General features: G+C 65.4%; 23 protein-coding genes. 19 read left to right on the plus strand and 4 right to left on the minus strand.

Annotation, left to right across the window (positions count from 1 at the left end):
• Positions 1–30 precede the first annotated feature (30 nt).
• Positions 31–684, minus strand: a complete 654-nt coding sequence (locus NZK81_RS06375) for an energy transducer TonB (protein WP_260045011.1) — start codon at positions 682–684, stop codon at positions 31–33.
• 347 nt (positions 685–1,031) lie between these two features.
• Here NZK81_RS06375 and NZK81_RS06380 point away from each other — a divergent pair, with 347 nt between their 5' ends.
• Positions 1,032–1,877 carry a hypothetical protein gene (locus NZK81_RS06380; protein WP_419181656.1) on the plus strand — a complete coding sequence of 282 codons (846 nt, stop codon included), beginning with the start codon at positions 1,032–1,034 and terminating at the stop codon, positions 1,875–1,877.
• A 131-nt stretch (positions 1,878–2,008) separates the two neighbouring features.
• Positions 2,009–3,316, plus strand: a complete 1,308-nt coding sequence (locus tag NZK81_RS06385; protein ID WP_260045015.1) for a homoserine dehydrogenase — start codon at positions 2,009–2,011, stop codon at positions 3,314–3,316.
• Between the two features lie 190 nt (positions 3,317–3,506).
• On the opposite strand, the gene NZK81_RS06390 is transcribed toward NZK81_RS06385, so the two are convergent.
• Positions 3,507–3,968, minus strand: a complete 462-nt coding sequence (locus NZK81_RS06390) for a hypothetical protein (RefSeq protein ID WP_260045017.1) — start codon at positions 3,966–3,968, stop codon at positions 3,507–3,509.
• A 60-nt stretch (positions 3,969–4,028) separates the two neighbouring features.
• On the opposite strand from NZK81_RS06390, the gene glpX reads away from it, so the two are divergent.
• Together glpX and NZK81_RS06400 are read left to right on the plus strand one after the other, a co-directional pair.
• Entirely contained in the window at positions 4,029–5,012 is a 984-nt protein-coding gene (glpX, locus tag NZK81_RS06395) for a class II fructose-bisphosphatase (RefSeq protein WP_260045019.1), read from the plus strand.
• A 174-nt stretch (positions 5,013–5,186) separates the two neighbouring features.
• Positions 5,187–6,122, plus strand: coding sequence for a ribose-phosphate pyrophosphokinase (locus NZK81_RS06400; protein WP_260045021.1), 936 nt, complete (start codon positions 5,187–5,189; stop codon positions 6,120–6,122).
• Positions 6,123–6,165: 43 nt separating this feature from the next.
• Here the strand turns inward: NZK81_RS06400 and NZK81_RS06405 are convergent, their stop codons facing one another.
• Complete coding sequence (locus tag NZK81_RS06405) at positions 6,166–7,110, minus strand: helix-turn-helix domain-containing protein (protein WP_260045024.1); 945 nt, start codon at positions 7,108–7,110, stop codon at positions 6,166–6,168.
• Between the two features lie 168 nt (positions 7,111–7,278).
• Between NZK81_RS06405 and NZK81_RS06410 the strand changes: the two genes are divergently transcribed.
• The 14 genes from NZK81_RS06410 to NZK81_RS06475 all read left to right on the plus strand — a co-directional run bounded on the left by NZK81_RS06410 (position 7,279) and on the right by NZK81_RS06475 (position 20,524).
• On the plus strand, positions 7,279–8,061 hold the full coding sequence (locus tag NZK81_RS06410; RefSeq protein ID WP_260045026.1) for an inositol monophosphatase family protein: 783 nt from the start codon (positions 7,279–7,281) through the stop codon (positions 8,059–8,061).
• A gap of 2 nt (positions 8,062–8,063) precedes the next feature.
• A complete protein-coding gene (locus NZK81_RS06415) occupies positions 8,064–8,501 on the plus strand; it encodes a gamma-glutamylcyclotransferase family protein (protein ID WP_260045027.1) in 438 nt (145 codons plus the stop codon).
• A gap of 170 nt (positions 8,502–8,671) precedes the next feature.
• Positions 8,672–8,875, plus strand: a complete 204-nt coding sequence (rpmI, locus tag NZK81_RS06420) for a 50S ribosomal protein L35 (protein WP_260045029.1) — start codon at positions 8,672–8,674, stop codon at positions 8,873–8,875.
• 13 nt (positions 8,876–8,888) lie between these two features.
• Entirely contained in the window at positions 8,889–9,248 is a 360-nt protein-coding gene (gene rplT / locus NZK81_RS06425; protein ID WP_260045032.1) for a 50S ribosomal protein L20, read from the plus strand.
• 171 nt (positions 9,249–9,419) lie between these two features.
• Positions 9,420–10,277, plus strand: coding sequence for an AraC family transcriptional regulator (locus tag NZK81_RS06430; RefSeq protein WP_260045034.1), 858 nt, complete (start codon positions 9,420–9,422; stop codon positions 10,275–10,277).
• A 105-nt stretch (positions 10,278–10,382) separates the two neighbouring features.
• A complete protein-coding gene (pheS, locus tag NZK81_RS06435; protein ID WP_260045036.1) occupies positions 10,383–11,480 on the plus strand; it encodes a phenylalanine--tRNA ligase subunit alpha in 1,098 nt (365 codons plus the stop codon).
• Between the two features lie 31 nt (positions 11,481–11,511).
• Positions 11,512–13,950 carry a phenylalanine--tRNA ligase subunit beta gene (gene pheT / locus NZK81_RS06440; RefSeq protein WP_260045037.1) on the plus strand — a complete coding sequence of 813 codons (2,439 nt, stop codon included), beginning with the start codon at positions 11,512–11,514 and terminating at the stop codon, positions 13,948–13,950.
• A gap of 32 nt (positions 13,951–13,982) precedes the next feature.
• A complete protein-coding gene (locus NZK81_RS06445; protein ID WP_260045333.1) occupies positions 13,983–14,861 on the plus strand; it encodes an aldose 1-epimerase family protein in 879 nt (292 codons plus the stop codon).
• 11 nt (positions 14,862–14,872) lie between these two features.
• Entirely contained in the window at positions 14,873–15,622 is a 750-nt protein-coding gene (locus tag NZK81_RS06450; RefSeq protein WP_260045039.1) for an SDR family NAD(P)-dependent oxidoreductase, read from the plus strand.
• A gap of 161 nt (positions 15,623–15,783) precedes the next feature.
• Complete coding sequence (locus NZK81_RS06455; protein ID WP_260045041.1) at positions 15,784–17,307, plus strand: peptide chain release factor 3; 1,524 nt, start codon at positions 15,784–15,786, stop codon at positions 17,305–17,307.
• Positions 17,308–17,398: 91 nt separating this feature from the next.
• Complete coding sequence (locus tag NZK81_RS06460; RefSeq protein ID WP_260045043.1) at positions 17,399–18,106, plus strand: endonuclease/exonuclease/phosphatase family protein; 708 nt, start codon at positions 17,399–17,401, stop codon at positions 18,104–18,106.
• Between the two features lie 151 nt (positions 18,107–18,257).
• Positions 18,258–18,596: a P-II family nitrogen regulator gene (locus tag NZK81_RS06465; protein WP_008832047.1), complete on the plus strand. Its 339-nt coding sequence runs from the start codon at positions 18,258–18,260 to the stop codon at positions 18,594–18,596.
• Between the two features lie 14 nt (positions 18,597–18,610).
• Positions 18,611–19,939: an ammonium transporter gene (locus NZK81_RS06470; protein ID WP_260045056.1), complete on the plus strand. Its 1,329-nt coding sequence runs from the start codon at positions 18,611–18,613 to the stop codon at positions 19,937–19,939.
• A gap of 246 nt (positions 19,940–20,185) precedes the next feature.
• Positions 20,186–20,524 (plus strand): P-II family nitrogen regulator, encoded by a 339-nt coding sequence (locus NZK81_RS06475; RefSeq protein ID WP_260045058.1) that lies wholly within the window; start codon positions 20,186–20,188, stop codon positions 20,522–20,524.
• Between the two features lie 41 nt (positions 20,525–20,565).
• Here NZK81_RS06475 and NZK81_RS06480 read toward each other — a convergent pair whose 3' ends face one another.
• Positions 20,566–20,994, minus strand: coding sequence for a protein tyrosine phosphatase family protein (locus NZK81_RS06480; protein ID WP_260045069.1), 429 nt, complete (start codon positions 20,992–20,994; stop codon positions 20,566–20,568).
• Between the two features lie 285 nt (positions 20,995–21,279).
• Here NZK81_RS06480 and NZK81_RS21610 point away from each other — a divergent pair, with 285 nt between their 5' ends.
• Positions 21,280–22,041 (plus strand): cold-shock protein, encoded by a 762-nt coding sequence (locus tag NZK81_RS21610; RefSeq protein ID WP_311202069.1) that lies wholly within the window; start codon positions 21,280–21,282, stop codon positions 22,039–22,041.
• Positions 22,042–22,061 lie beyond the last annotated feature (20 nt).

The following is a 22,061-nucleotide window of genomic DNA, read 5'->3' on the forward strand; positions in this document are numbered from 1 at the left end:
GGTCACGCAGGTCCGGCCGAGGCCGTCGGTTTAGTTAAGTCGGTACACGATCGCGGTCGCGTAGCTCCCGGAAGTCGGGTTGCCCGCTGCGTCCAGAGCCGGGTCGAAACGGGCGTAACGGGTCATGCCGTCACATGCCGCCTCGTCCAGGTCGGGACTGCCGCTCGAACTGGTGACGGAGCAAGCCGCCACGCGGCCGTCCGCGCTGATCGTGACACGCACACCGACGCGGCCTTCGCGCCCTTCACGGGCAGCACGGGTCGGGTAGTTCGCCTGAATGCGAGCGGCCCAGCGGTTCTGGCCCTTAGGTGCTGCGCTCCGTGCCTTGGAAGGCGCCGGCGGCGGCGGCGGCGGCGGAGCCGCGGTCGGGATCACAACCGGCGGCGGAGGCGGCGGGGTGATCACAGTCTGCACCGGCGGCGGGGCCGGGGCAATGTTGATAGGCGGCGGCGGCGCCACGATCGGCGGCGGCGGCGCTTCTTCCTTGGGAGGCGGCGGCGGAGGCTCTTCCTCCTTCGGTTTCTCTTCCTTGATGTCCACCGTCGTCACCTTGCTGATGACCTTCTTCGCCGCCTCATAGGCAAGGCCCGTGACGAGCGCATAACCGGCGAAGACGTGGATCAGCGCGACAATGACGAGCGCGGTAATCTTGTTACCGCTCATTTGCTGGTCAGCGTAAGCCATTCAGACCCTTCACTCCATTACCATGCCCCGGACAAGTCCAAGGGCGCCCATGGCCTCCCCCTTGGCTGGAGGAGTCCATGACGAAACTCGAAATTACCCACCCTGACGGCTGACAGTCCCCATATCCGTTGTCGATGACGGGCAAGCGGACCGTGGGGCATTTTTGTTTTTTTGCCCCGTTTCGCGAGTTTCCTTAGCGGTGATGCCCCCCCTGCGCAACGCCTTATCGGTCTTGCGGGGGTTAACGCACAATTCATGGCGCCTGGTGACAAGTACCATACGCACGATTTTGCGCCGGTTCCCTCCCGGTATAATAACCGCCGGCATTTCCACGGAGATTGTCCCTCATGCCTTCGAGATCGAAACACCTTTGGGCGCAATTGGCCGGGGCAATGCTTGCATTTCATGCACTTCCTGCCCATGCGCAGGATGACGTCCAGACCGGGCCGGAACCCACTTATGCAGACATCGCAGACCTGGCCGATTCGGCCGGGGTGGTGGTGCTCGCGCAGGTCAGAAAAATGGTGCGCGTTGATGATGCGCGCGCGCCGGGGCTGCGGGCCGGATACGGCCGGTACTACGTGGAAGCGGATACCAGATCGCTGCTGACGGGCAGCGCGCCCATCGGCGAATCGGTTCGATATCTCGTCGATCTTCCGCTCGATTCGCGCGGCAAGGCGCCGAAACTCAAGAAGAAAGACGTGTTCCTGTTTGCCCGGGCGGTTGCCGGGCGTCCCGGCGAACTGCAATTGGTGTCGCCGACCGCGCAGCGCCCCTGGAGCGCGGCGGGCGAGGCGCGCCTGCGCGGAATCCTCACGTCGCTCGTCGCGCCCGACGCGCCGGCCCGGGTCACCGGCGTGCGCGAGCTGTTCTACGTGCCGGGCAATCTGGCGGGGCAGGGCGAGACGCAGATCTTCCTGTCGACGAAGGACGGTTCGGCGGCCTCGATCACGGTCCGCCACCAGCCCGGACGTCCGCCTGCATGGGGCGTCTCGTTCTCGGAACTGGTTGCGGACCTGGGCAATCCGCCGGCGCGCGATACGCTCGAATGGTATCGCCTTGCCTGCTTCCTGCCGAACGCGCTGCCGTCCGGCGCCAACGTGTCTGACGGATATGCCGCCAGGAGACAGGCGGAAGCCGATTACCGCATGGTGCTGGGCGAACTGGGCGTGTGCGAGCACAACTTGTCGTGAGGCCGTGTGGCCCGGCGGAGCCCGGGTTGCCCCGAATGGCCGGACCGCCCGAATGGCCAGGCTGTCCCGGACGGAAGGTGCTGGAAATTCCTCCGCGCCTGCCCTAGGGCGCGCTCCCGAAAGGGAGCACCATGGTTGAACCGCTCAATATAGCACTTGCAGGTCTGGGAACTGTCGGCACCGGGGTCGTCCGTCTGATCGAGACGAACGCGGAGCTGATCGCGCGGCGCGCCGGGCGTCCGATCCGCATTGCCGCGGTGAGCGCGCGCGACCGCAGCAAGGATCGGGGCGTCGACTTGTCGCGCTATGTCTGGGAAGACGATCCCGCGGCCCTGGCATCGCGCGGCGACGTCGATGTTGTGGTGGAACTGGTCGGTGGTTCGGATGGTCCGGCGCTGACGATGGCGCGCGGAGCGATCAGCCACGGCAAGGGGCTGGTCACGGCCAACAAGGCGATGATCGCGCACCACGGGCTGGAGCTTGCTGCGGCTGCCGAGCAGGCCGGGGTCCCGCTCAAGTTCGAAGCTGCGGTCGCCGGCGGCATCCCTGTCATCAAGGGGTTGAGCGAAGGCGCCGCAGCCAATGCCATCGAGCGCGTCTATGGCATCCTCAACGGCACCTGCAATTACATTCTCTCGACCATGGAAGACACGGGGGCAGACTTCGCCGACGTGCTCGCCGATGCCCAGCGCCTGGGCTATGCCGAGGCCGATCCGACGTTCGACATCGAGGGTGTCGACGCGGCCCACAAGCTTTCGATCCTGGCGGCGATCGCCTTCGGTGTGCGCCTGCGCTTCGACGCCGTCGAGACCATGGGCATTTCGCGGGTCAAGGCCGCCGACATCGAACAGGCGCACGCGTTGGGCTATGTCGTTCGCCTGATCGGGACCGCCGCGATCGACCGCAGCAACGGCACTGCGCGCCTGTACCAGCGGGTGCGTCCGCACCTCGTGCCGTTCGGGCATCCGCTCGCGCACGTCGACGGTCCGACCAACGCGGTCGTCGCCGAGGGCAATTTCATGGGCCGCCTGCTGTTCCAGGGCGCCGGTGCCGGCGATGGCCCGACGGCAAGCGCCGTCGTGGCCGACATCATCGACATCGCCCGCGGCGAGAAGGGTGCGGCGTTCTCGATGCCCGCCGGCGAGCTGGAGGCGATGGAGCCCGCCGAGACCGGGCATCGCGTCGGCCGGTCCTATATCCGCTTCACGGTCCCCGATCGGCCGGGCGTGCTGGCCGACATCACGGCAGCCATGCGCGATGCCAATGTCTCGATCGAAAGCCTGATCCAGAAGGGCGACCCGGACGACGATGGCGAAGTGATTCTCGCCCTCGTCACGCACGAAGTGCCTGAAAGCGCGGTGAGCGAGGCCATGCGCATTCTCGAGGGATCGGATAGCCTGACGGCCCAGCCGCTGGTGATGCAGATCATCGGCGACTGAGGTGCCGTTCCCTGTGGCCGCCCATATAGCGTGACAGCTTCTCTTTTTCTCTTTGAATCGTCATTGCGAGGCCCGTAGGGCCGCGGCAATTCAGAGTGCCGTGGCTCCACTCTGGATTGCCTCGCTACGCTCGCAATGACGAACGCTTCATTCAAAGGTGTCACGCTCCAGGGGACGCAGGCCAGGGGGCTCAGGGCGCGCGGATTTCGCCTTTGGCGATCCTGTCCGCGTCCGAGCCCGCCGGTGCCTCGGGGATCGAGGACAGGTCGATCAGGTAGGGCTGCTCGGGCGGGCACGGGGGCACGAGGCACATGCTGCCCGCAGTGGCCTTGCCCCTGAAAATGCCGGCGCCCGCGACATCCGGCGTGTGCAGCCTGCCGTCGTTGAGCGCCTCGCGCGAATTCGGGTCTGAATCCGCGGTCGAGGGAATACGGAATTCGTCCTCGTCGGGGGCGCAGACGGTGATCTCGCCCTGCTTGATCGTGCGCAGGCAATGATTGCGCGAATTATCGGGCGTGAACCGGCCGCCGGCGGACATCATGCGTTCGGCGATGGCCCTGTCCTCTTCGCTCGGTTCATGCACCGCTTGCGCCATCGCCGGAGCGGGGCCCATGAGGGCGATGGAGAAAAGGACTTTCCAGCTTCTCGACAATTCAACTTCCTCTGTCTAAGCGGTCCGAACCTTTCCTCCCTGGATTAATCCGGAGTGAACATGTCCAAGAAGCCGACTCCCGCAAGTAAAGTACTCGATCGCGTCCTCGTCCTCGAAATGGTCCGTGTTACCGAAGCCGCGGCCATCGCCGCTTCGCACCTAGTCGGACGCGGCGACGAGAAGGCGGCCGATCATGCCGCCGTAGAAGCCATGCGCAAGGCTTTTGACGAACTCTATATGGATGGCACGGTCGTCATCGGCGAAGGCGAGCGGGACGAAGCCCCGATGCTCTTCATCGGCGAGAAGGTCGGCGGCGCACCCGGCAAGGGCCCCAAGATCGACATCGCGCTCGATCCGCTGGAAGGAACCACCATTACCGCCAAGGCCGGGCCCAATGCGCTTGCCGTGCTGGCGGCAGCCGAAGAAGGCGGCCTGCTCAACGCGCCCGACGTCTACATGGACAAGATCGCGGTCGGCCCCGGTTATCCCGAGGGCGTGATCGACCTCGACAAGACGCCGACCGAGAACGTCAAGGCCGTCGCCGCGGCCAAGGGCGTCAAGCCGGAAGAGATCATCGTCTGCGTGCTCGATCGCCCGCGCCATGAAGCGCTGATCGCGGAGCTGCGCGGCCTCGGCTGCGGTGTGGTGCTGATCGGTGACGGCGACGTCGCCGGCGTGATCGCGGTGACCGACGAGAACACCACGGTAGACATGTACATGGGTTCCGGCGGCGCGCCCGAGGGCGTGCTGGCTGCGGCCGCGCTGCGTTGCGTCGGCGGCCAGTTCAACGGCCGCCTGCTGTTCCGCAACGACGACGAGCGCGCCCGCGCCCGCAAGTGGGGCATCACCGACCTCAACAAGATCTACAAGCTCGAGGAACTGGCCAAGGGCGACTGCATCTTCGCGGCGACCGGCGTGACCAGCGGCTCGCTGCTCGAAGGCGTCAAGCACCTCAAGGGCGGCAAGATGACCACCGAAAGCGTCGTCATGCGCGCCAGCTCGGGCACCGTGCGCTGGATCAAGGGCGAGCATCGCGCCTCCTGACCAGTCGCGTTATTGCGCGTAACGGTTTGAAAAGGCCGGTTCCGGGCTGTCCGGGGCCGGCCTTTGCCTTTCCGCTCGCCGGTGAAAACGTTGCACGCTCTCTTGCAATCGCGCGATGCGAGGCTAGACGCGGGCGCGACCAGCCCGCTCCTTCGGGCCGTTTGGGGATTCGCCATGAAGATCATGTCCGGTAACAGCAACCTTCCGCTTGCACGCGCGATCGCGGGCTATCTGGAATTGCCGCTTACCGACGCGAGCGTGCGCCGCTTCGCCGACGAAGAGATCTTCGTGGAAATCCACGAGAATGTGCGTGGCGAGGATGTCTTCGTGGTGCAGCCGACCAGCTACCCCGCGAACGACAACCTGATGGAACTGCTGATCTGCATCGATGCGCTGCGTCGCGCCTCGGCCAAGCGCATCACGGCGGTGGTTCCCTACTTCGGCTATGCCCGCCAGGACCGCAAGCCGGGCCCGCGCACGCCGATCTCGGCCAAGCTCGTCGCCAACCTGATTACCGAGGCCGGCGCCGATCGCGTGCTTTCGGTCGATCTTCACGCGGGCCAGATCCAGGGCTTCTTCGACATCCCGACCGACAACCTCTTCGCGGCTCCCGTGATGGCGGCGGACATCCAGGCCCGCTACGGCGATCAGTCGCTGATGGTGGTCTCGCCCGACGTCGGCGGCGTGGTGCGCGCCCGTGCGCTGGCCAAGCGCCTCGACAATGCGCCGCTGGCCATCGTCGACAAGCGTCGCGATCGTCCGGGTCAGTCGGAAGTGATGAACATCATCGGTGACGTGAAGGGGCGCGCCTGCATCCTGATCGACGACATCATCGATTCGGGCGGCACGCTGTGCAACGCCGCGCAGGCGTTGATGGACGAAGGCGCGACGAGCGTTACCGCCTACATCACGCACGGCGTGCTGTCGGGCGCGGCTGTCTCGCGCGTGAGCAATTCCGCGCTCAAGGAACTGGTTATCACCGATTCGATCCAGGCGACCGAAGCGGCGCAGCAGTCCGATCGCATCCGCATCCTGACGATCGCGCCGCTGGTGGGTGAAGCCATCCGCCGCATTGCCGACGAAAGCTCGGTTTCCAGCCTGTTCGACTGATCGTTTTCGGGGGCGCGTGCGGCCAGCGTCGCACGCGTTCCGTTTATTCCCAGGGCCGGGCCTCGCCGGGGGCGAGCCGCTTGAGCGCTTCGAGCCGCCGGGCCTGCCGTGATTCGAGTGCGAGCGTCATGATCGGCTGCGGCGTCGCGGCGAACTGACGCGGCGACATTCCGAACAGTTCTGTGAACTCGTGGATCAGGTGGCTTTCGTCGTAGTAGCGAAGCGCCATCTCGCTGCCTTCTTCCGAATCGGCAACGCCGCGAAGCTGGCTGGCCATGTCGAGCGCGCGTGCGCGGCGCAGCACCTGCTTGGGGGGCATGCCGAAATCGCGGTTGGCCACGCGTTCCAGCTTGCGGCGCTCGACCCCGCAGCGCTCGGCGGCCTCGCTGACCGTCATGGAGGGGTTGCTGAACGCGATCTCCTCGAACTGCGTTGCGATCGGGTCGGGCAGGCGCCCGTCCATGTGCTCGACGCGCTTGCGGCACAGGCCTTCGAGTATCTGCAGCCATTCCTCGGGCGAGGCATCCAGTTCCAGCATCGACAGGGCCCGGCTCACCGGCGAGGTAACGGTGCCGGTCGGGACCAGCCGGTCGAGAAAGTCGCCGATTCGCGGGCCACGCAAGGCCGTGCAGGCGCCTGGACGCACGACGAACCCCACGCTGATGAAGCTGCCGGTCACGCTGACCGGCATGCGTCTGGTCTGCGGTCCGAAGAACAGCGATGCGCGCCCGAACGCCTCGGGCCCGGTGGCGGTCTCGGCCGTCCAGTCGCCGGCGAGCTGGATGCGAATGCAGGCGGTGTCGTTGAAAAGGCCGCACGACAGCGTGTAGTCGGCCGGCACCTCGACTTTCGTCACGTAGAGCCTGCCGATCCACGGCGCCAGGTCGGGCGCCGGTGCGCGATTATAGGACAGCGGTTGCCCGTCCTTCGTAACCCCCTGTTCCGGCGCGATTGATGTATCGAACGCCGGGCGTTTCCTGCGGTTCATGCCACACTCTTGCCGCGACCTGTCAGGAATGGAAATACGCTGAGGGGGCTGTTCCCGCAACGTGTGAAAACCCACATTAGACGTGTTGGGGGCTGCCATTTTCTTACAGGCCCCGTGTTTTCGCCGGAAAACTTGACCGGATCGGGGGCAGGTAGGCACAGGAAGGCCATGAAGATCGAACAAGACATTGCTCTGGCCGTGAGGCTTGCCGACGCGGCAGGTGACGCGATTCGCCCCCATTTTCGCAGCGGCCTGAGCGCCGAACGCAAGGAGGATGCTTCGCCGGTGACAATTGCCGACCGCGCGGCCGAGGAAGCCATGCGGCGGATCCTGCAGGCCGAGGCGGCACGCGACACGATCATCGGCGAGGAGTTCGGCACCGTCGAAGGGTCATCGGGACGGACCTGGGTGCTCGATCCGATCGACGGGACGGTATCCTTCATTGCCGGGCGGCCGATCTTCGGCACGCTCATCTCGCTGCTGGTCGACGGCTGGCCGGTGCTCGGGATCATCGACCAGCCGATTCTGGGGGAACGCTGGATCGGGGCCAGCGGGCGGCCGACCACCTTCAACGGCAAGCCGGTTCGCACGCGCCCGTGCCGGGAACTGTCCGAGGCCATGCTGGCGACGACAGGGCCGCAGTATTTCGACGATCACCAGGGAGACCATTTCATGGCCCTGGCGGCGCGCACCGATCATCGGCGCATGATGATGGGCGGTGATTGCTACAACTACGGGCTGCTGGCTAGCGGGCAGATCGATCTGGTCTGCGAAGCCGGGCTGAAGTTGCATGACTGGGCCGCGCTGGTGCCCGTCGTGGAAGGGGCGGGTGGCACGATGTGCGACTGGAACGGGGACCCACTCCATGCCGCTTCCGAAGGGCACGTGCTGGCGATCGGCGATCCCGCGCGGCTCGAGGATGTCGTCGAAGCGCTGGCCTGCCACCACTAGGCATGGACCAGCGCAGGCGGCTGTTCGTCTACGGTACCCTGCAGCCGCAGGCCTCTACGCGCATGGGCCGATGGGTCGGGGCGCGGTTGGAGCATGCGCAAGCGGCCACCGTTCCCGGCCGGCTCTTTGCCATTCGTGGCGGCAACGGCTGGTTTCCGGCGCTGGTGCCGGCCAAGTCCGGCGCGCGCGTGCGCGGCACCTTGTGCGACCTCGTGCTCGCGCCGGGCGATCTGGCGCGGCTGGACCGCTACGAAGGGCGTGAGTACAGGCGTATGGGCCTGCCGGTCCGGACGGACGACGGGACCGTCCGGCAGGCGCAGGTCTATCTTTGGCGGATCGCCTTGCCGCCCGCTTCCCCGGTGATCGGGGACGGCGACTTTCTGGACTGGCTGCGTCGCACCCGCCGCGCGTCTTTCACCACGCCGCGCAATGGCGCCTGAGCAGCTCGGAGCGGACGCCGGCTCGAAACCCTTGCCTTTCCGCCCGTCCCGCACTAAAGGCCCGCCCTTCAATCGACACGGTTGAGTCTTTTCACAAAGAGATTCGCGGGTCGGCCTGGCGAAAAGGGCTGCCAGGGCTGACCGGACGTGTCCCTGACAAGGAGACGAAAATGCCCAAGTTGAAGACCAAGAGCGGTGTGAAGAAGCGCTTCAAGATCACCGCGTCGGGCAAGGTGAAGCACGGCGTTGCCGGTAAGCGCCACCGCCTGATCAGCCACAACGGCAAGTACATCCGCCAGAATCGCGGCACCGAGGTCATTTCCGACGCCGATGCCAAGACGATCAAGAAGTGGGCGCCCTACGGGCTCAACTAAGGAGTACTGACCGATGAGCCGTATCAAGAGGGGTGTCACCACCCGCGCCAAGCACAAGCGTATTCTGGACCAGGCCAAGGGCTACCGCGGCCGCCGCAAGAATACGATCCGCGTCGCCCGCCAGGCCGTCGAAAAGGCCGGCCAGTACGCGTACCGCGACCGCAAGGTTAAGAAGCGCAATTTCCGCGCCCTGTGGATCCAGCGCATCAACGCTGCCGTCCGCAACGAAGGCCTCACCTACTCGCAGTTCATGCATGGCGTTAAGCTCGCCGGCATCGAGCTCGACCGCAAGGCGATGGCCGATCTGGCTATGAACGAGGGCTCCGTGTTCTCGGCCGTGATCGCGCAGGCCAAGGCGGCACTGCCGGCCTGATCGCATCAGGACTTCCGTTCGGATGGCAGCATCCGGACGGAAATGATAAAAAGGGGCGCAGACGGAACCGTCTGCGCCCCTTTTTGTTGCGTGTTGAGGAGTTTGTCGTAGTATCTCTTATTTTGAGAACGGTTACAGATGCCCCCGAGCTGTAAGGTCTCAGCGCAATACATGCGCACGGCTCCCGTGTTGCAACGCTATTTCGCGAGCGTATTCTTGATCGAGGTCGAAGTCGCGGACGGTGATTTCGTCGAGGACTTCATGTTTCCGGACTGGGCGGCGATGCGGTTCAATCGCGAGCCCACGGTTACCGGGAACACGCGCGGCGGGGCCAATGTCGGGCAATCGGCGTTTTCCGTATCGGGTCCACGCTCGCAGGAAGCCTGCATCCGGACGGGCAATCTGCGGCAGTGGGGCGTGCTCGTTCATCCGCTGGGCTGGGCGCTGCTGGTGGGCAAGCCCGCGCATGAATATGCCAATGGCCTGGCCGACGGAATGACCGACCCGGTTTTCGCCCGCTTCCGGCCGCTTGCCGAGACCCTGTTCGGTCCCGAACCCGATACGGACGGCGAATTGCAGCGGCTCACGGCGTTTTTCGCCGGCCTGGAGCCGCTCCATGAACCGGCGGAGGCCAGCATCGCCAGGGTCTATGACGCCGTGCAGGATCCGGAGATCGATTCCGTGCCCCAGCTGGCCGATCGCGCGGGGATCAGTCGCCGCACGCTCGAGCGTCTGTGCCAGCGCACTTTCGGTTTTCCGCCCAAGATGTTGCTGCGCCGCCAGCGGTTCCTGCGCAGTCTGATCGACTTCACCGTCGATCCCTCGCTGAAATGGGTCGGCGCGCTTGACGCGACCTATCACGATCAGGCCCAGTTCGTGCGGGATTTCCGCGAGTTCATGGGGATGACGCCGAGCGAATACGGGCAGCGCGAAAAGCCCGTCGTGGAGCCGGTCGTCCATGCGCGCGTGCGCTACTTGCGCGAAACGATGCAGGGCTTCGACAAGGCGGCACGGTTGGCAGGGGCCTAGCCGGGGCCCGGTCTCGTCGGCGCCGTGCCCTCTTCCGTTGCGATTTGCGCACGAGGCTCCTAAGGACCGCCGCGCAACATCGAACAACATTCAGGCAGACGACCAGTGGATTACGCAGCAACCGGCCAGGAAGCCCTTTCGCGCATCGAAGGAGCTTCGGATCTCGAGACGGTAGAGGCGCTGCGGGTCGAGTTTCTGGGCAAGCAGGGCTCCATCTCGGGCCTGCTCAAGACTCTGGGTAAGCTGACCCCCGACGAGCGCAAGGTAGAGGGGCCCAAGATCCACGGCCTGCGCGAAAGCGTCACTGCCGCGCTGGCGGCGCGCAAGCAGGCGCTGGAGGATGCGGCGCTCGAAGCGCGGCTGGCGGCCGAGACCATCGACCTTTCGCTGCCGGCGCCGGAAATGCCGCAGGGTTCGGTCCATCCGGTCTCGCAGGTCATGGACGAACTGGCCGAGATCTTCGCCGACATGGGCTTTGCCGTCGCTACCGGTCCCGAGATCGAAGACGACTGGCACAACTTCACCGCGCTCAACATGCCCGAGAGCCACCCGGCGCGGGCCATGCACGACACGTTCTATTTCCCGGACCGCGATGCCAAGGACCGCGAGATGGTGCTGCGCACGCACACCTCTCCGGTGCAGATCCGTACGATGCTGTCCGACAGCGCGCCGCTGCGCATCATCGCGCCGGGCCGCGTCTACCGCTCGGACAGCGATGCCACGCACACGCCGATGTTCCACCAGATCGAAGCGCTGGTGATCGACCGGGATATCCACCTCGGCCACCTCAAGTGGACGCTGGAAACGTTCCTCAGGGCTTTTTTCGAGCGCGACGACGTGGTCCTGCGCCTGCGCCCGAGCTACTTCCCCTTCACCGAGCCTTCGGTGGAAGTCGACGTCGGCTATGCCAACGAAGGCGGGCGCCGCGTCGTCGGCGGCTCGGGCGATGCGCCGGGCCATGCCTGGATGGAAGTGCTCGGCTCGGGCATGGTCAATCGCCGCGTGATCGAAGCCGGCGGGCTCGATCCCGATGAATGGCAGGGCTTCGCCTTCGGCATCGGCGTCGACCGTCTTGCCATGCTGAAATACGGCATGGACGACCTGCGCGCCTTCTTCGACGGCGATGTACGCTGGCTCTCCCACTACGGATTCTCCGCCCTCGACGTGCCGACCCTTTCGGGCGGCGTCGGTACGCCGGCCTGATTCGGCTGGATCGCGGAAGGAAACAGAAACGATGAAATTCTCGCTCTCCTGGCTCAAGCAGTACCTGGAAACCGAAGCGACGGTCGAAGAGATCGCCGCCAAGCTCAATGCCGTCGGCATCGAGGTCGAAGGCATCGAGGACCCGACCGAGAAGCTGGCCGGCTTCCGCGTCGCCAGGGTGCTCACCGCCGCCAGGCATCCGGATGCGGACAAGCTGCAAGTGCTCACGGTCGATACCGGCGAGGGCGATCCCCTGCAGGTCGTCTGCGGTGCGCCCAATGCCCGTGCCGGCCTTGTCGGCGTGCTCGGCCTGCCCGGCGCGACGGTTCCGGCCAACGGGCTGGTGCTCAGGAAGTCGGCCATTCGCGGCGTCGAATCGAACGGCATGATGTGCTCGACGCGCGAACTGGAACTCGGCGAGGACCACGACGGCATCATCGAGCTTCCCGAGGACGCGCCGGTCGGCACGGCCTTCGCCGAATACCATGGCGCCGATCCGGTGATCGAGGTCGCCATCACGCCGAACCGTCCGGACTGCATGGGGCTCTACGGCATTGCCCGCGACCTGGCCGCCGCCGGCCTTGGCACGCTGCAGCCGATCGAACAGCTCGATCTGCCCGGCACCTTCCCGTGCCCGGTCGAAGTGCGCACCGATGATCCCGAAGGCTGCCCGGCCTTCTATGGCCGCGTCGTCAAGGGCGTGAAGAACGGCGCTTCGCCGCAGTGGCTGCAGGAGCGGCTGAAGGCGGCGGGGCAGCGTCCGATCTCGGCGCTGGTCGATGCCACCAACTACATGATGCTGGCTTATGGCCGCCCGGCCCATGCCTATGACCTTGCCAAGCTCAATGGCGCGGTCGTTGCGCGCCGCGCGAAGGACGGCGAGACCGTGCTGGCGCTCAACGAGAAGGAATATACGCTCGATTCGGACATGACCGTGATTGCCGACGATGCCGGCGTTCATGACATTGCCGGGATCATGGGCGGCGAGCATTCGGGCTGCGGGGACGATACCACCGACATCCTGCTCGAGATCGCCTACTTCGATCCCGAGCGCATCGCCAAGACGGGGCGCAAGCTTAACCTCACCTCCGATGCGCGCAGCCGCTTCGAGCGCGGTATCGATCCGGCCTTCCTCGATACCGGCCTCGATCACCTGACCCAGCTGATCCAGACGCTGTGTGGTGGTGAGGCGTCCGAAGTCGTGCGCGCTGGTGCTGCGCCGGCCACGCCGAAGGTCGTCCATTTCGATCCGGCGCTGACGGAAAAGCTTGGCGGCGTCCGTGTCGATCTGGAGGAACAGAAGCGCATTCTCGCGGCACTGGGCTTCTCGGTCGTGACGGAAGAGGCCGGCTTCGACAAGGCCTGGGCCGTTACCGTTCCCGGCTGGCGCCCGGACATCGACGGTGCGCCCGATCTGGTTGAGGAAGTCGTGCGCATCCACGGCCTCGACAGGGTCGAGAGCGTGGCCCTGCCGCGCGCCGAGGGTGTTGCTCCGCCGACCGCGACGCCGGTGCAGAAGCTGGAACGCCGCGTGCGCCGCGCTGCTGCCGCGCGCGGCCTGCACGAAGCGGTGACCTGGTCGTTCCTGCCCGAGGCCGAGGCGGAAGCTTTCGCCGAGGGCAATGGTGGCCTGTGGACGCTGTCGAACCCGATCAGCGAGGACATGAAGGTCATGCGCCCCTCGCTGTTGCCGGGGCTGCTTTCGGCGGCGAAGCGCAATCTCGATCGCGGGGCGTCCTCGCTGCGCCTGTTCGAGCTGGGCCGGCGCTATCTGCGTGGTGGTGGCGGTGCGAGCGACGAGCGCCTCAGCCTCGCGCTCGTGCTCGCGGGCGACAAAGTTGCGCGCGGCTGGGTGACGGGCAAGGCCCAGCCTTTCGATGCCTACGACGCCAAGGCCGAGGCGCTGGCGCTGCTGGCCGAAGCCGGCGCGCCGGTCGACAAGCTGCAGGTCATGCCTGTCCTGAGCGAAGCCGAAGGGGGCGAGGCGGGATCGCAGTTCCATCCCGGCCAGTCGGCCACGCTGCGCCTTGGCCCGAAGAACGTGTTGGCGCGCTTCGGCATGCTGCACCCCAGGCTGGCCCAGCAGTTCGACGTCGAAGGCCCGGTGGCGCTGGCCGAGATCTATCTCGACGCCATTCCCGGCAAGAAGGGCGCGACCACTTTCGCGCGCAGTTCCTATTCTCCGCCCGCGCTGCAGGCGGTGACGCGCGACTATGCCTTCCTGGTCCCGGTGGACCTTGCCGCCGGCGAACTGGTGCGCGTGGTGCGCGGCGCGGACAAGGCGAATATTGTCGCCGCCCGCCTCTTCGACGATTTCCGGGGGCAGGGCGTGCCTGAAGGACAGAAGTCGCTGGCCCTTGAAGTTACGCTCCAGCCGCTCGAAAAGAGCTACAGGGATGAAGACCTCAAGGCGATTGCCGACAAGGTGACCGCCGCTGCCGCCAAGCTGGGGGCGGTTCTGCGAGGCTGAACACGGACCACAGGAGATCGCCGGTGTCGGAAATGGAATTCGTGACCATCAGTTCCGGCGATCTCACGGCCCGGATCAATCCTATGGGCGCCGAACTCTGGTCGCTGACCGACAGCCGCGGGCGCGAGTTCATGACGGATGCCGATCCGGCGTTCTGGAGCGGCCATGCGCCGTTGCTGTTTCCGGTCGTCGGCGGCCTCAATGCGAATCGCTACCGGCTGGACGGCGCCGAGTACGAGCTGCCCAGGCACGGCTTCGCGCGCCATTCGGCATTCGAAGTGGTCGAGGTCGGCGAGAACGAGGCGCGCTTCCGCCTGCGCGACAGCGCCGAGACCCGTGCGGTCTTTCCCTTCGCGTTCGAGCTTGAGGTGGTCTACCGCCTGGAAGACGCCACGCTTCACGTGACGGCCACAGTCCGCAATCCCGGAACGGACCCGCTGCCCTTCAGTCTGGGCTATCACCCGGCCTTTGCCTGGCCATTGCCGGGCGGTGCGGACAAGGCGGACCATGTGATCGCCTTCGCCGAGCCGGAACCGGGCCCGATCCGCCGGCTTGATCCTTCGAGCGGCCTGATGGCGGCCGATGCCGTGCCGACGCCGGTCGAGGGGCATCACTTGGCACTCGATGAATCGCTGTTCGAGGCCGATGCCGTGATCTGGGATGCCTTGGCCAGCCGCGCCCTGACCTTCGGGGCGCCGGGCGGTGCACAGCTGGCCATCAGCTTCCCGGATACGCCGATGCTGGGCATCTGGCAGAAGCCCGGCGCGGCCTTCCTGTGCATAGAGCCCTGGCAGGGCCATGCCGACCCCATTGGTTTCACGAACGATTTCCGCGAAAAGCCGGGGATCGTGCAACTGGCTCCGGGTGAGAGCCGCTCGTTCCGTATGGATGTGACCATTCTGACGGCCTGAAGGAGATTGTCATGAAGACCGCCCTCGTTACCGGCGCCACGGCCGGCATAGGCGAAGCCTGCGTTCGCGCTTTCGTCCGTGCCGGCTGGCGTGTGATCGCCACCGGCCGCCGGGCCGGGCGGCTGGACGCGCTGGTGGAGGAACTGGGCGCCGATCGCGTGCACCCCTGCGTGTTCGACGTGCGCGACGATGCCGCGCGCGATGCGGCGCTCGACGCGCTGCCGGAAGGCTTTTCGAAGATCGATTGCCTCGTGAACAATGCCGGTCTCGCGCTGGGTACGGAAAAGGCGCAGGAGGCGGATCTCGCCGGCTGGAAGACCATGATCGACACCAATGTCACCGCGCTGGTCTCGCTTACCCACAAGCTGCTGCCCGCGCTGATCGAGAGCAAGGCAGTGGTCGTGAACCTCTCCTCGGTCGCGGCGACCTATCCCTACACGGGCGGCAACGTCTATGGCGGGACCAAGGCCTTCGTGCGCCAGTTCTCGCTGGGACTGCGCTCGGACCTGTCGGGCACGGGCGTGCGCGTCACGTCGATCGAACCGGGTATGGTCGAGACCGAGTTTACCCTGGTGCGCACCGGCGGAAATCAGGAGGCGTCGGACAGCCTCTATGCCGGGATGCGGCCGCTGGACGGCCCGGATATTGCCGAAGTGGTCCTGTGGGTCGCCAGCCAGCCGCCGCACGTGAACATCAACGCGCTGGAACTGATGCCGGTCGCGCAGTCGTTCGCGGGCTTCCAGGTGGCAAGAGACGCTTGACCTCACATCGTCATTGCGAGCCGCCGAAGGCGGCGTGGCAATCCAGAGCCGTTGACAGCCGCCCTGGATTGCTTCGCTTCGCTCGCAATGCCTAATTCGGCGGAAGGCTGTAAGTCCGCCAGACATTGCGGTAAGCCCTGCCCGCTACTAAAGGCGCGCGGATGAGTAATTCCCGCCGTACCTTCGCTATCATCTCGCACCCCGACGCGGGTAAGACCACGCTGACCGAGAAGCTGCTGCTTCAGGGCGGCGCGATCCACCTTGCCGGCGAGGTGAAGGCGCGCGGGCAGGCGCGGCGCGCGCGTTCGGACTGGATGAAGATCGAGCAGCAGCGCGGCATCTCGGTGACCAGCTCGGTCATGACCTTCGAGCGTGACGGAATCACCTTCAACCTGCTCGACACGCCGGGCCACGAGGACTTTTCCGAAGATACCTACCGCACGCTGACCGCGGTCGATTCGGCGATCATGGTGATCGACGCGGCCAAGGGCATCGAGCCGCAGACCCGCAAGCTGTTCGAGGTCTGCCGCCTGCGCTCGGTGCCGATCATCACCTTCATCAACAAGGTCGACCGCGAGGGCCGTGCCTGCTTCGATCTGCTCGACGAAGTGGCCGATACGCTCGCGCTCGATGTCTGCCCGATGTCCTGGCCGGTCGGCATGGGCGGGCTGTTCCAGGGCATCCTCGACCTCTCCAGCGGCAAGGTCAGCCGTCCGGAAGGGGGCAGCAAGGAATTTCTCGGCAAGGTCGAGGAAAACGTGACGCTGCCCGACGAGGTCGCCGAGGAAGTGGAGCTGGCGCAGGCGGGCTATCCCGAGTTCGATATCGAAGCCTATCGCGCCGGTGACCTCACGCCGGTCTATTTCGGCTCCGCGCTCAAGAACTTCGGTGTCGTCGAGCTGATCGACGCGATCGCGAATTTCGCGCCGCCGCCGCGGCCGCAGCCCACCGAGCAGGGGCCCGTCGAGCCCGAGAACAAGGAAGTGAGCGGCTTCATTTTCAAGGTGCAGGCCAACATGGACCCGATGCACCGTGACCGCATCGCCTTCATGCGGCTGGTCTCGGGCACCTTCAAGCGCGGCATGAAGCTGACGCCGTCAGGGCTGGGCAAGCCGATCGCCATTCACTCGCCCATCCTGTTCTTCGCGCAGGACCGCGAGATTGCCGACAGTGCCGAACCGGGCGACATCATCGGCATTCCCAACCACGGCACGCTGCGCGTGGGGGATACGCTGTCCGAAAAGAACCAGATCCGCTTCACCGGCCTGCCCAACTTCGCGCCGGAAATCCTGCGCCGCGTGGCATTGAAGGACCCGACCAAGACCAAGCAGCTCAGGAAGGCGCTCGACGACCTGTCGGAAGAGGGCGTGATCCAGGTCTTCTATCCGGAGATCGGTGCGCAGTGGATTGTCGGCGTCGTCGGCCAGCTCCAGCTCGACGTGCTGATTTCGCGGCTGGAGGCGGAGTACAAGGTGGAAGCCATGCTCGAAGCCTCGCCCTTCGATACCGCGCGTTGGATCAAGGGCAGCGACAAGGCGCTCGCCGATTTTGCCGAGTTCAACAAGATGAACCTCGCCAAGGACCGCGACGGCGACCCGGTGTTCATGGCCAAGTCGGCTTGGGACGTGGGCTATCAGCAGGAACGCAACCCGGATCTGACCTTCAGCGCCACCAAGGAGCGCTGAAACGGCGGGAAAAGGTTTTCCCGGCCCGCCTTGGCAATCCGCCGGGAGCTCCTAAGTTGATGGCCGCCATCTGATCGGTCGAGGCGCGCGGTTGCAGATCAAGTTTGCCAGCTACAACATCCACAAGGCGGTCGGTCTCGATCGGCGCCGGGATCACGAACGCATCCTGCGCATCCTGCTGGAGATCGACGCCGATGTCGTCGCGCTGCAGGAAGTGGACCGGCGTTTCGGCCGGCGCATGGCCGTGCTGCCGCTCGATGCGATCCATGCTGCGACCGATTATGTGCCGGTTCCGCTCTCGATGAAGCCCGACAGCCTCGGCTGGCACGGCAATGCGCTGCTGGTGCGCAAGGGCATCGACCTGATCGAGGCCGCACCGGTGCCGCTGCCGGTGCTGGAGCCGCGCGGGGCGATCCGGGCCGACCTTGCCGTGGAAGGGCGGCGCATCCGGACGATCGGCATGCATCTCGACCTGTCGGGGCTGCGTCGCCGCCATCAGGTGCGCAGCGTGCTCGCGCATTGCGGGGACTGCGACGACCATGTGCCGACAGTGATGATGGGCGACCTCAACGAATGGTCTCAGCACGGCGGCTGCCTGCGGGAGTTCGATCACAGGACCTGGCAGGTGCTGGCGCCGGGCCGCAGCTTTCCCTCGCGGCGTCCCATCGCCCGTCTCGACCGAATTATTGTTTCGTCGGAGTGGCAGGTTCTGGGAACCAATGTGCACCACAGCCCGCTATCGGCGATAGGTTCTGACCACCTGCCCGCTTTTGCCACGCTCAAGTTGCCTAAAAAATAGGCAGCTGCCCGCGAATCGGGCGATGTAGCGTGCCCATTCTGCGGTGATCGGGGGGTGAGTGCCCTGAATCTTGCCAATAGGTGAACTGGCACGTCTGTTGCTTACCCTCTTTATCGCCGGCGCTGGGGCCGGTGGCTAACAGGGGATAGGCATGAAGTTCATCATAGCCATCATCAAGCCCTTCAAGCTGGACGAGGTGCGTGAAGCGCTGGGTGGGATCGGCGTTGCCGGCATGACCGTGTCCGAGGTGAAGGGCTTCGGCAGGCAAAAGGGCCAGACGGAAATCTATCGTGGGGCCGAGTATTCGACCAACATGTTGCCGAAGGTGAAGATCGAAGTGGCAGCGCCCGACGATCTGGCGCCCAAGATCGTCGAAACGATCCAGCAGGTCGCCAGCACCGAAGCCATCGGCGATGGTAAGATCTTTGTCCTCGACCTTGCTTCGGCCGTGCGCATCCGCACCGGCGAAGCAGGCGACACCGCGCTTTGAGGAGGCTTTCCACGATGAACCGCAAGATTCTCTGCGGCGCCGGCGCTCTGACTGCGTCCCTGTTCGCCGCTGTGCCTGCTTGGGCCGAGGAAGCGGCTGCCGCCGTTCCCAACCCCGGCAACAACGCCTGGATGATGACCTCGACCGTGCTGGTCCTGCTCATGATCCTTCCCGGCCTCGCACTGTTCTACGGCGGTCTGACCCGCTCGAAGAACATGCTTTCGACCATGACGCAGATCGGCGCCGTCGCGGCGCTCGCGATGCTCATCTGGGTCATGTACGGCTACTCGATGGCTTTCGGGCCGGTGACCTCCGAAGGGTTCATCGGCAACTTCGTCAGCAGCGGCAGCCTGTTCCTTTCCTCGGTTACGCCTGACACGACGGCAGCGACGTTCTCGGATGAAGTCATCTCCGAATATGTCTTCGTCTGCTTCCAGATGACCTTCGCCGCGATCACCGTGGCCCTGGTGCTGGGTGCCACGGTCGAGCGTATCAAGTTCTCGGCCGTGATGGCATTCGCTGCCGTGTGGCTCACGATCGTCTACTTCCCGATCGCGCACATGGTCTGGGCCGGTGGCGGTCTGCTGTTCAAGCTCGGCGCCCTCGACTTCGCCGGCGGTACCGTTGTTCACATCAACGCCGGTATCTCCGCGCTGGTCGCTGCCATGATCCTCGGCAAGCGTACCGGCTACCCGAGCGAACCGATGCCGCCGCACTCGCTGACGCTGACCATGGTCGGCACCGGCCTGCTGTGGGTGGGCTGGTTCGGCTTCAACGCCGGTTCGGAACTCGAGGCTGACGGCACCGCCGGTCTCGCCATGATTAACACTTTCGTCGCCACCGCTTCGGCTGGTCTGTTCTGGATGCTCGCCGAGCGTTTCTCGGGCCACAAGGGTTCGGCTCTGGGCTTCTGCTCGGGTATCGTTGCCGGCCTCGTTGCGGTGACGCCTGCCGCCGGTAACTCCGGTCCGTTCGGCGCGATCGTGCTGGGCGCCATTGCCTCGATCGTCTGCTTCATCTTCGTCTCGAAGATCAAGCCGGCCTTCGGCTACGACGACTCGCTCGATGCCTTCGGTGTGCACGGTGTCGGCGGTATCGTCGGCGCCATCGGCACCGGCGTCGTCTATTCGCCGCTGCTCGGTGGCCCCGGCGACGGTTCGGTCGGCATCGGTGCGCAGGTCTGGATCCAGATCCAGGCTGTCATGGTCTCGATCGTCTGGGCCGGGGTCGGCACCGTGATCGCGATCTTCATCGCCAAGATGATCACCGGGCTGCGCGTCACTCCCGAAGTCGAGCAGGAAGGTCTCGACATCGGCGAGCACGGCGAGCGCGCCTACAACTAAGTCTCACGAGTTTGGCGGCGGCGGGTACTTCCTCCTCTCCTCCCATCCGTCGTCGCCAACCGGTGTTCCTCCTGCGAACACAAACTCAATGGGCCGGAGCCAGCCGCTCCGGCCCTTTTTTCTTGCCCGGCCGGTGCCTTGCGCCGGTTTTTCTTTGTCTGTTCGCTCTTGCTGTGAAAGGCTATACCAAGGTGTCGTCCCGGCCGTTGGCCGCGGACGCGCGAAAGCCAGGGAAGCGGGGGCAGCATGAAATTCATCACCGCCATCATCAAGCCGTTCAAGTTCGTCGAGGTGAAGGACGCGCTTGCCGGACTGGGCGTGTCGGGGCTGACGGTCAGCGAAGTCAGCGGCTACGGCCGGCAGAAAGGGCAGACCGAGGTCTATCGCGGCGCGGAATATGTTTCGAGCATGCTGCCCAAGCTCAAGCTGGAAGTGGCCGTTCCCGATGATCTGGCGGATCGCGTGGTGGAAGTGGTGCGCCAGACCGCGAACAATGCGGAGATCGGGGACGGCAAGATATTCGTCGTCGAACTGGCCGATGTCGTGCGTATTCGCACCGGTGAGCACGGCGAATTAGCCCTGTAGGGGCTTCGTTATCCTGAAGCGGGGTGGGGTCCCGGGGCGAATTACTTGCCGGCCGCAAGCATTTCGATCAACTGGCGTACCGGCGTGACATCGTATCCGGCGCCGGCGGCCTTCGAGGCGATGACCGCAGGATTGTCCCCGGCCTTGGCGCGGGCCAGCGCCCACAGCAGTGTCGAGCGCGTGCCGGAGCGGCAATAGGCCAGGACCGGGCCGCCTGCGCTTTCCAGCGCGTCGTGCATGGCATCGACCTGGGCCTGGCTGAAGCCGGCATGGGTCACCGGGATCGCCAGATAGTCGATTCCCGCCTCGCGCGCGGCAGCCTCGATCGTCGCGCCGGGAATTTGGTCGTCGCTTTCCCCTTCGGGGCGGTTGTTGATGATCCGCACGATCCCAAGCGCCTTGGCCTCGGCGATGGCATCGGTGCCGATCTGCGGGCTGGCGAAGACGGTGTCGGTAATCTGGCGGAACATGGCCTGCATTCTCCGTTGGCGGCGGGGCGAAATCTGATCCCGCGTTGTTCAAGACCGGCTCGAACGAACACGCAAGGCAAATCGCAGGTTAAAAACGAATGTCAAAGGGTGTCCGTTTGAAACGGTAACGTATTTCTGTTCGCTATTGGCTAGCGACTCGTGTAAGAGGCATGGTCGCAGGAGAGGGTTGGGCATTGCCCGGCTTCTTACCCTGGCGCCCGGCACGGTCTCGTCCACGTGTCCGGGCGAATGCTTTTGGGGCGCAGCGAAGGTACGTTCGTAAAGATGGGTTTTGATAGAGGTCGTCGCGGAAGGGGACGCGACAAGCGGGATCGGTTCGGCGAGGACGAGTTCGATCCGTTCTTCGGCGGGCAGGATCGTTTCGGTGGTGGTGATCGCTTCGGTGGCGGTGACCGCTTTGGCGGCGGTGGCGACCGTTTCGGTGGCGGAAGCGGCGGCGATGATCGCGGCGGCTTCGGCGGCGGCCCGCGTGGCGGCGGCGGTGGCCGTGGCGGCTTCGGTGGCGGCCCGCGCGGCGGCGGCGGTGGCGGCATGCCTGCGCAGGTCGTCGGCCAGGGCAAGGGCACCGTCAAGTTCTTCAACGGAGCCAAGGGCTTCGGTTTCATTCAGCGCGATGAAGGCGGCGACGATGTGTTCGTGCACATCAGCGCGGTGGAGCGCGCCGGCCTTGAAGGTCTGGCCGAAGGGCAGGAACTGGAATTCCAGCTCGTCGACCGTGGCGGCAAGATTTCCGCCAGCGACCTCGTGGTCGTCGGCGACGTGATCCCTGTCGCCAAGCGCGAGCCCGCTCCCCAGCGCCAGCTCACCGGCGAAAAGGCAACTGGCACCGTCAAGTTCTTCAACTCGATGAAGGGCTTCGGCTTCATCACGCGCGATGATGGCCAGCCCGATGCCTTCGTGCACATCAGCGCTGTCGAGCGTTCGGGGCTTCAGGGCCTCAATGAAGGTGACCGTGTGGAGTTCGATATCGAGGTCGATCGACGAGGCAAGTACTCGGCGGTTAACCTTGTGCCGCTTCAGGGTTAACCAGCCTGCAAGGACCCCGG

This window comes from Novosphingobium mangrovisedimenti (assembly GCF_025153475.1).
GTDB lineage: Bacteria > Pseudomonadota > Alphaproteobacteria > Sphingomonadales > Sphingomonadaceae > Novosphingobium > Novosphingobium mangrovi_A.

Excerpts from the sequence above, each read along its gene's own strand:
- NZK81_RS06375 (WP_260045011.1), bottom strand. The coding sequence starts at position 684 with ATGGCTTACGCTGACCAGCAAATGAGCGGTAACAAGATTACCGCGCTC.
- NZK81_RS06380 (WP_419181656.1), top strand. The coding sequence starts at position 1,032 with ATGCCTTCGAGATCGAAACACCTTTGGGCGCAATTGGCCGGGGCAATG.
- NZK81_RS06385 (WP_260045015.1), top strand. The coding sequence starts at position 2,009 with ATGGTTGAACCGCTCAATATAGCACTTGCAGGTCTGGGAACTGTCGGC.
- glpX (WP_260045019.1), top strand. The coding sequence starts at position 4,029 with ATGTCCAAGAAGCCGACTCCCGCAAGTAAAGTACTCGATCGCGTCCTC.
- NZK81_RS06400 (WP_260045021.1), top strand. The coding sequence starts at position 5,187 with ATGAAGATCATGTCCGGTAACAGCAACCTTCCGCTTGCACGCGCGATC.
- NZK81_RS06405 (WP_260045024.1), bottom strand. The coding sequence starts at position 7,110 with ATGAACCGCAGGAAACGCCCGGCGTTCGATACATCAATCGCGCCGGAA.
- NZK81_RS06410 (WP_260045026.1), top strand. The coding sequence starts at position 7,279 with ATGAAGATCGAACAAGACATTGCTCTGGCCGTGAGGCTTGCCGACGCG.
- NZK81_RS06415 (WP_260045027.1), top strand. The coding sequence starts at position 8,064 with ATGGACCAGCGCAGGCGGCTGTTCGTCTACGGTACCCTGCAGCCGCAG.
- rpmI (WP_260045029.1), top strand. The coding sequence starts at position 8,672 with ATGCCCAAGTTGAAGACCAAGAGCGGTGTGAAGAAGCGCTTCAAGATC.
- rplT (WP_260045032.1), top strand. The coding sequence starts at position 8,889 with ATGAGCCGTATCAAGAGGGGTGTCACCACCCGCGCCAAGCACAAGCGT.
- NZK81_RS06430 (WP_260045034.1), top strand. The coding sequence starts at position 9,420 with ATGCGCACGGCTCCCGTGTTGCAACGCTATTTCGCGAGCGTATTCTTG.
- pheT (WP_260045037.1), top strand. The coding sequence starts at position 11,512 with ATGAAATTCTCGCTCTCCTGGCTCAAGCAGTACCTGGAAACCGAAGCG.
- NZK81_RS06445 (WP_260045333.1), top strand. The coding sequence starts at position 13,983 with ATGGAATTCGTGACCATCAGTTCCGGCGATCTCACGGCCCGGATCAAT.
- NZK81_RS06450 (WP_260045039.1), top strand. The coding sequence starts at position 14,873 with ATGAAGACCGCCCTCGTTACCGGCGCCACGGCCGGCATAGGCGAAGCC.
- NZK81_RS06455 (WP_260045041.1), top strand. The coding sequence starts at position 15,784 with ATGAGTAATTCCCGCCGTACCTTCGCTATCATCTCGCACCCCGACGCG.
- NZK81_RS06465 (WP_008832047.1), top strand. The coding sequence starts at position 18,258 with ATGAAGTTCATCATAGCCATCATCAAGCCCTTCAAGCTGGACGAGGTG.
- NZK81_RS06470 (WP_260045056.1), top strand. The coding sequence starts at position 18,611 with ATGAACCGCAAGATTCTCTGCGGCGCCGGCGCTCTGACTGCGTCCCTG.
- NZK81_RS06475 (WP_260045058.1), top strand. The coding sequence starts at position 20,186 with ATGAAATTCATCACCGCCATCATCAAGCCGTTCAAGTTCGTCGAGGTG.
- NZK81_RS06480 (WP_260045069.1), bottom strand. The coding sequence starts at position 20,994 with ATGTTCCGCCAGATTACCGACACCGTCTTCGCCAGCCCGCAGATCGGC.
- NZK81_RS21610 (WP_311202069.1), top strand. The coding sequence starts at position 21,280 with ATGGGTTTTGATAGAGGTCGTCGCGGAAGGGGACGCGACAAGCGGGAT.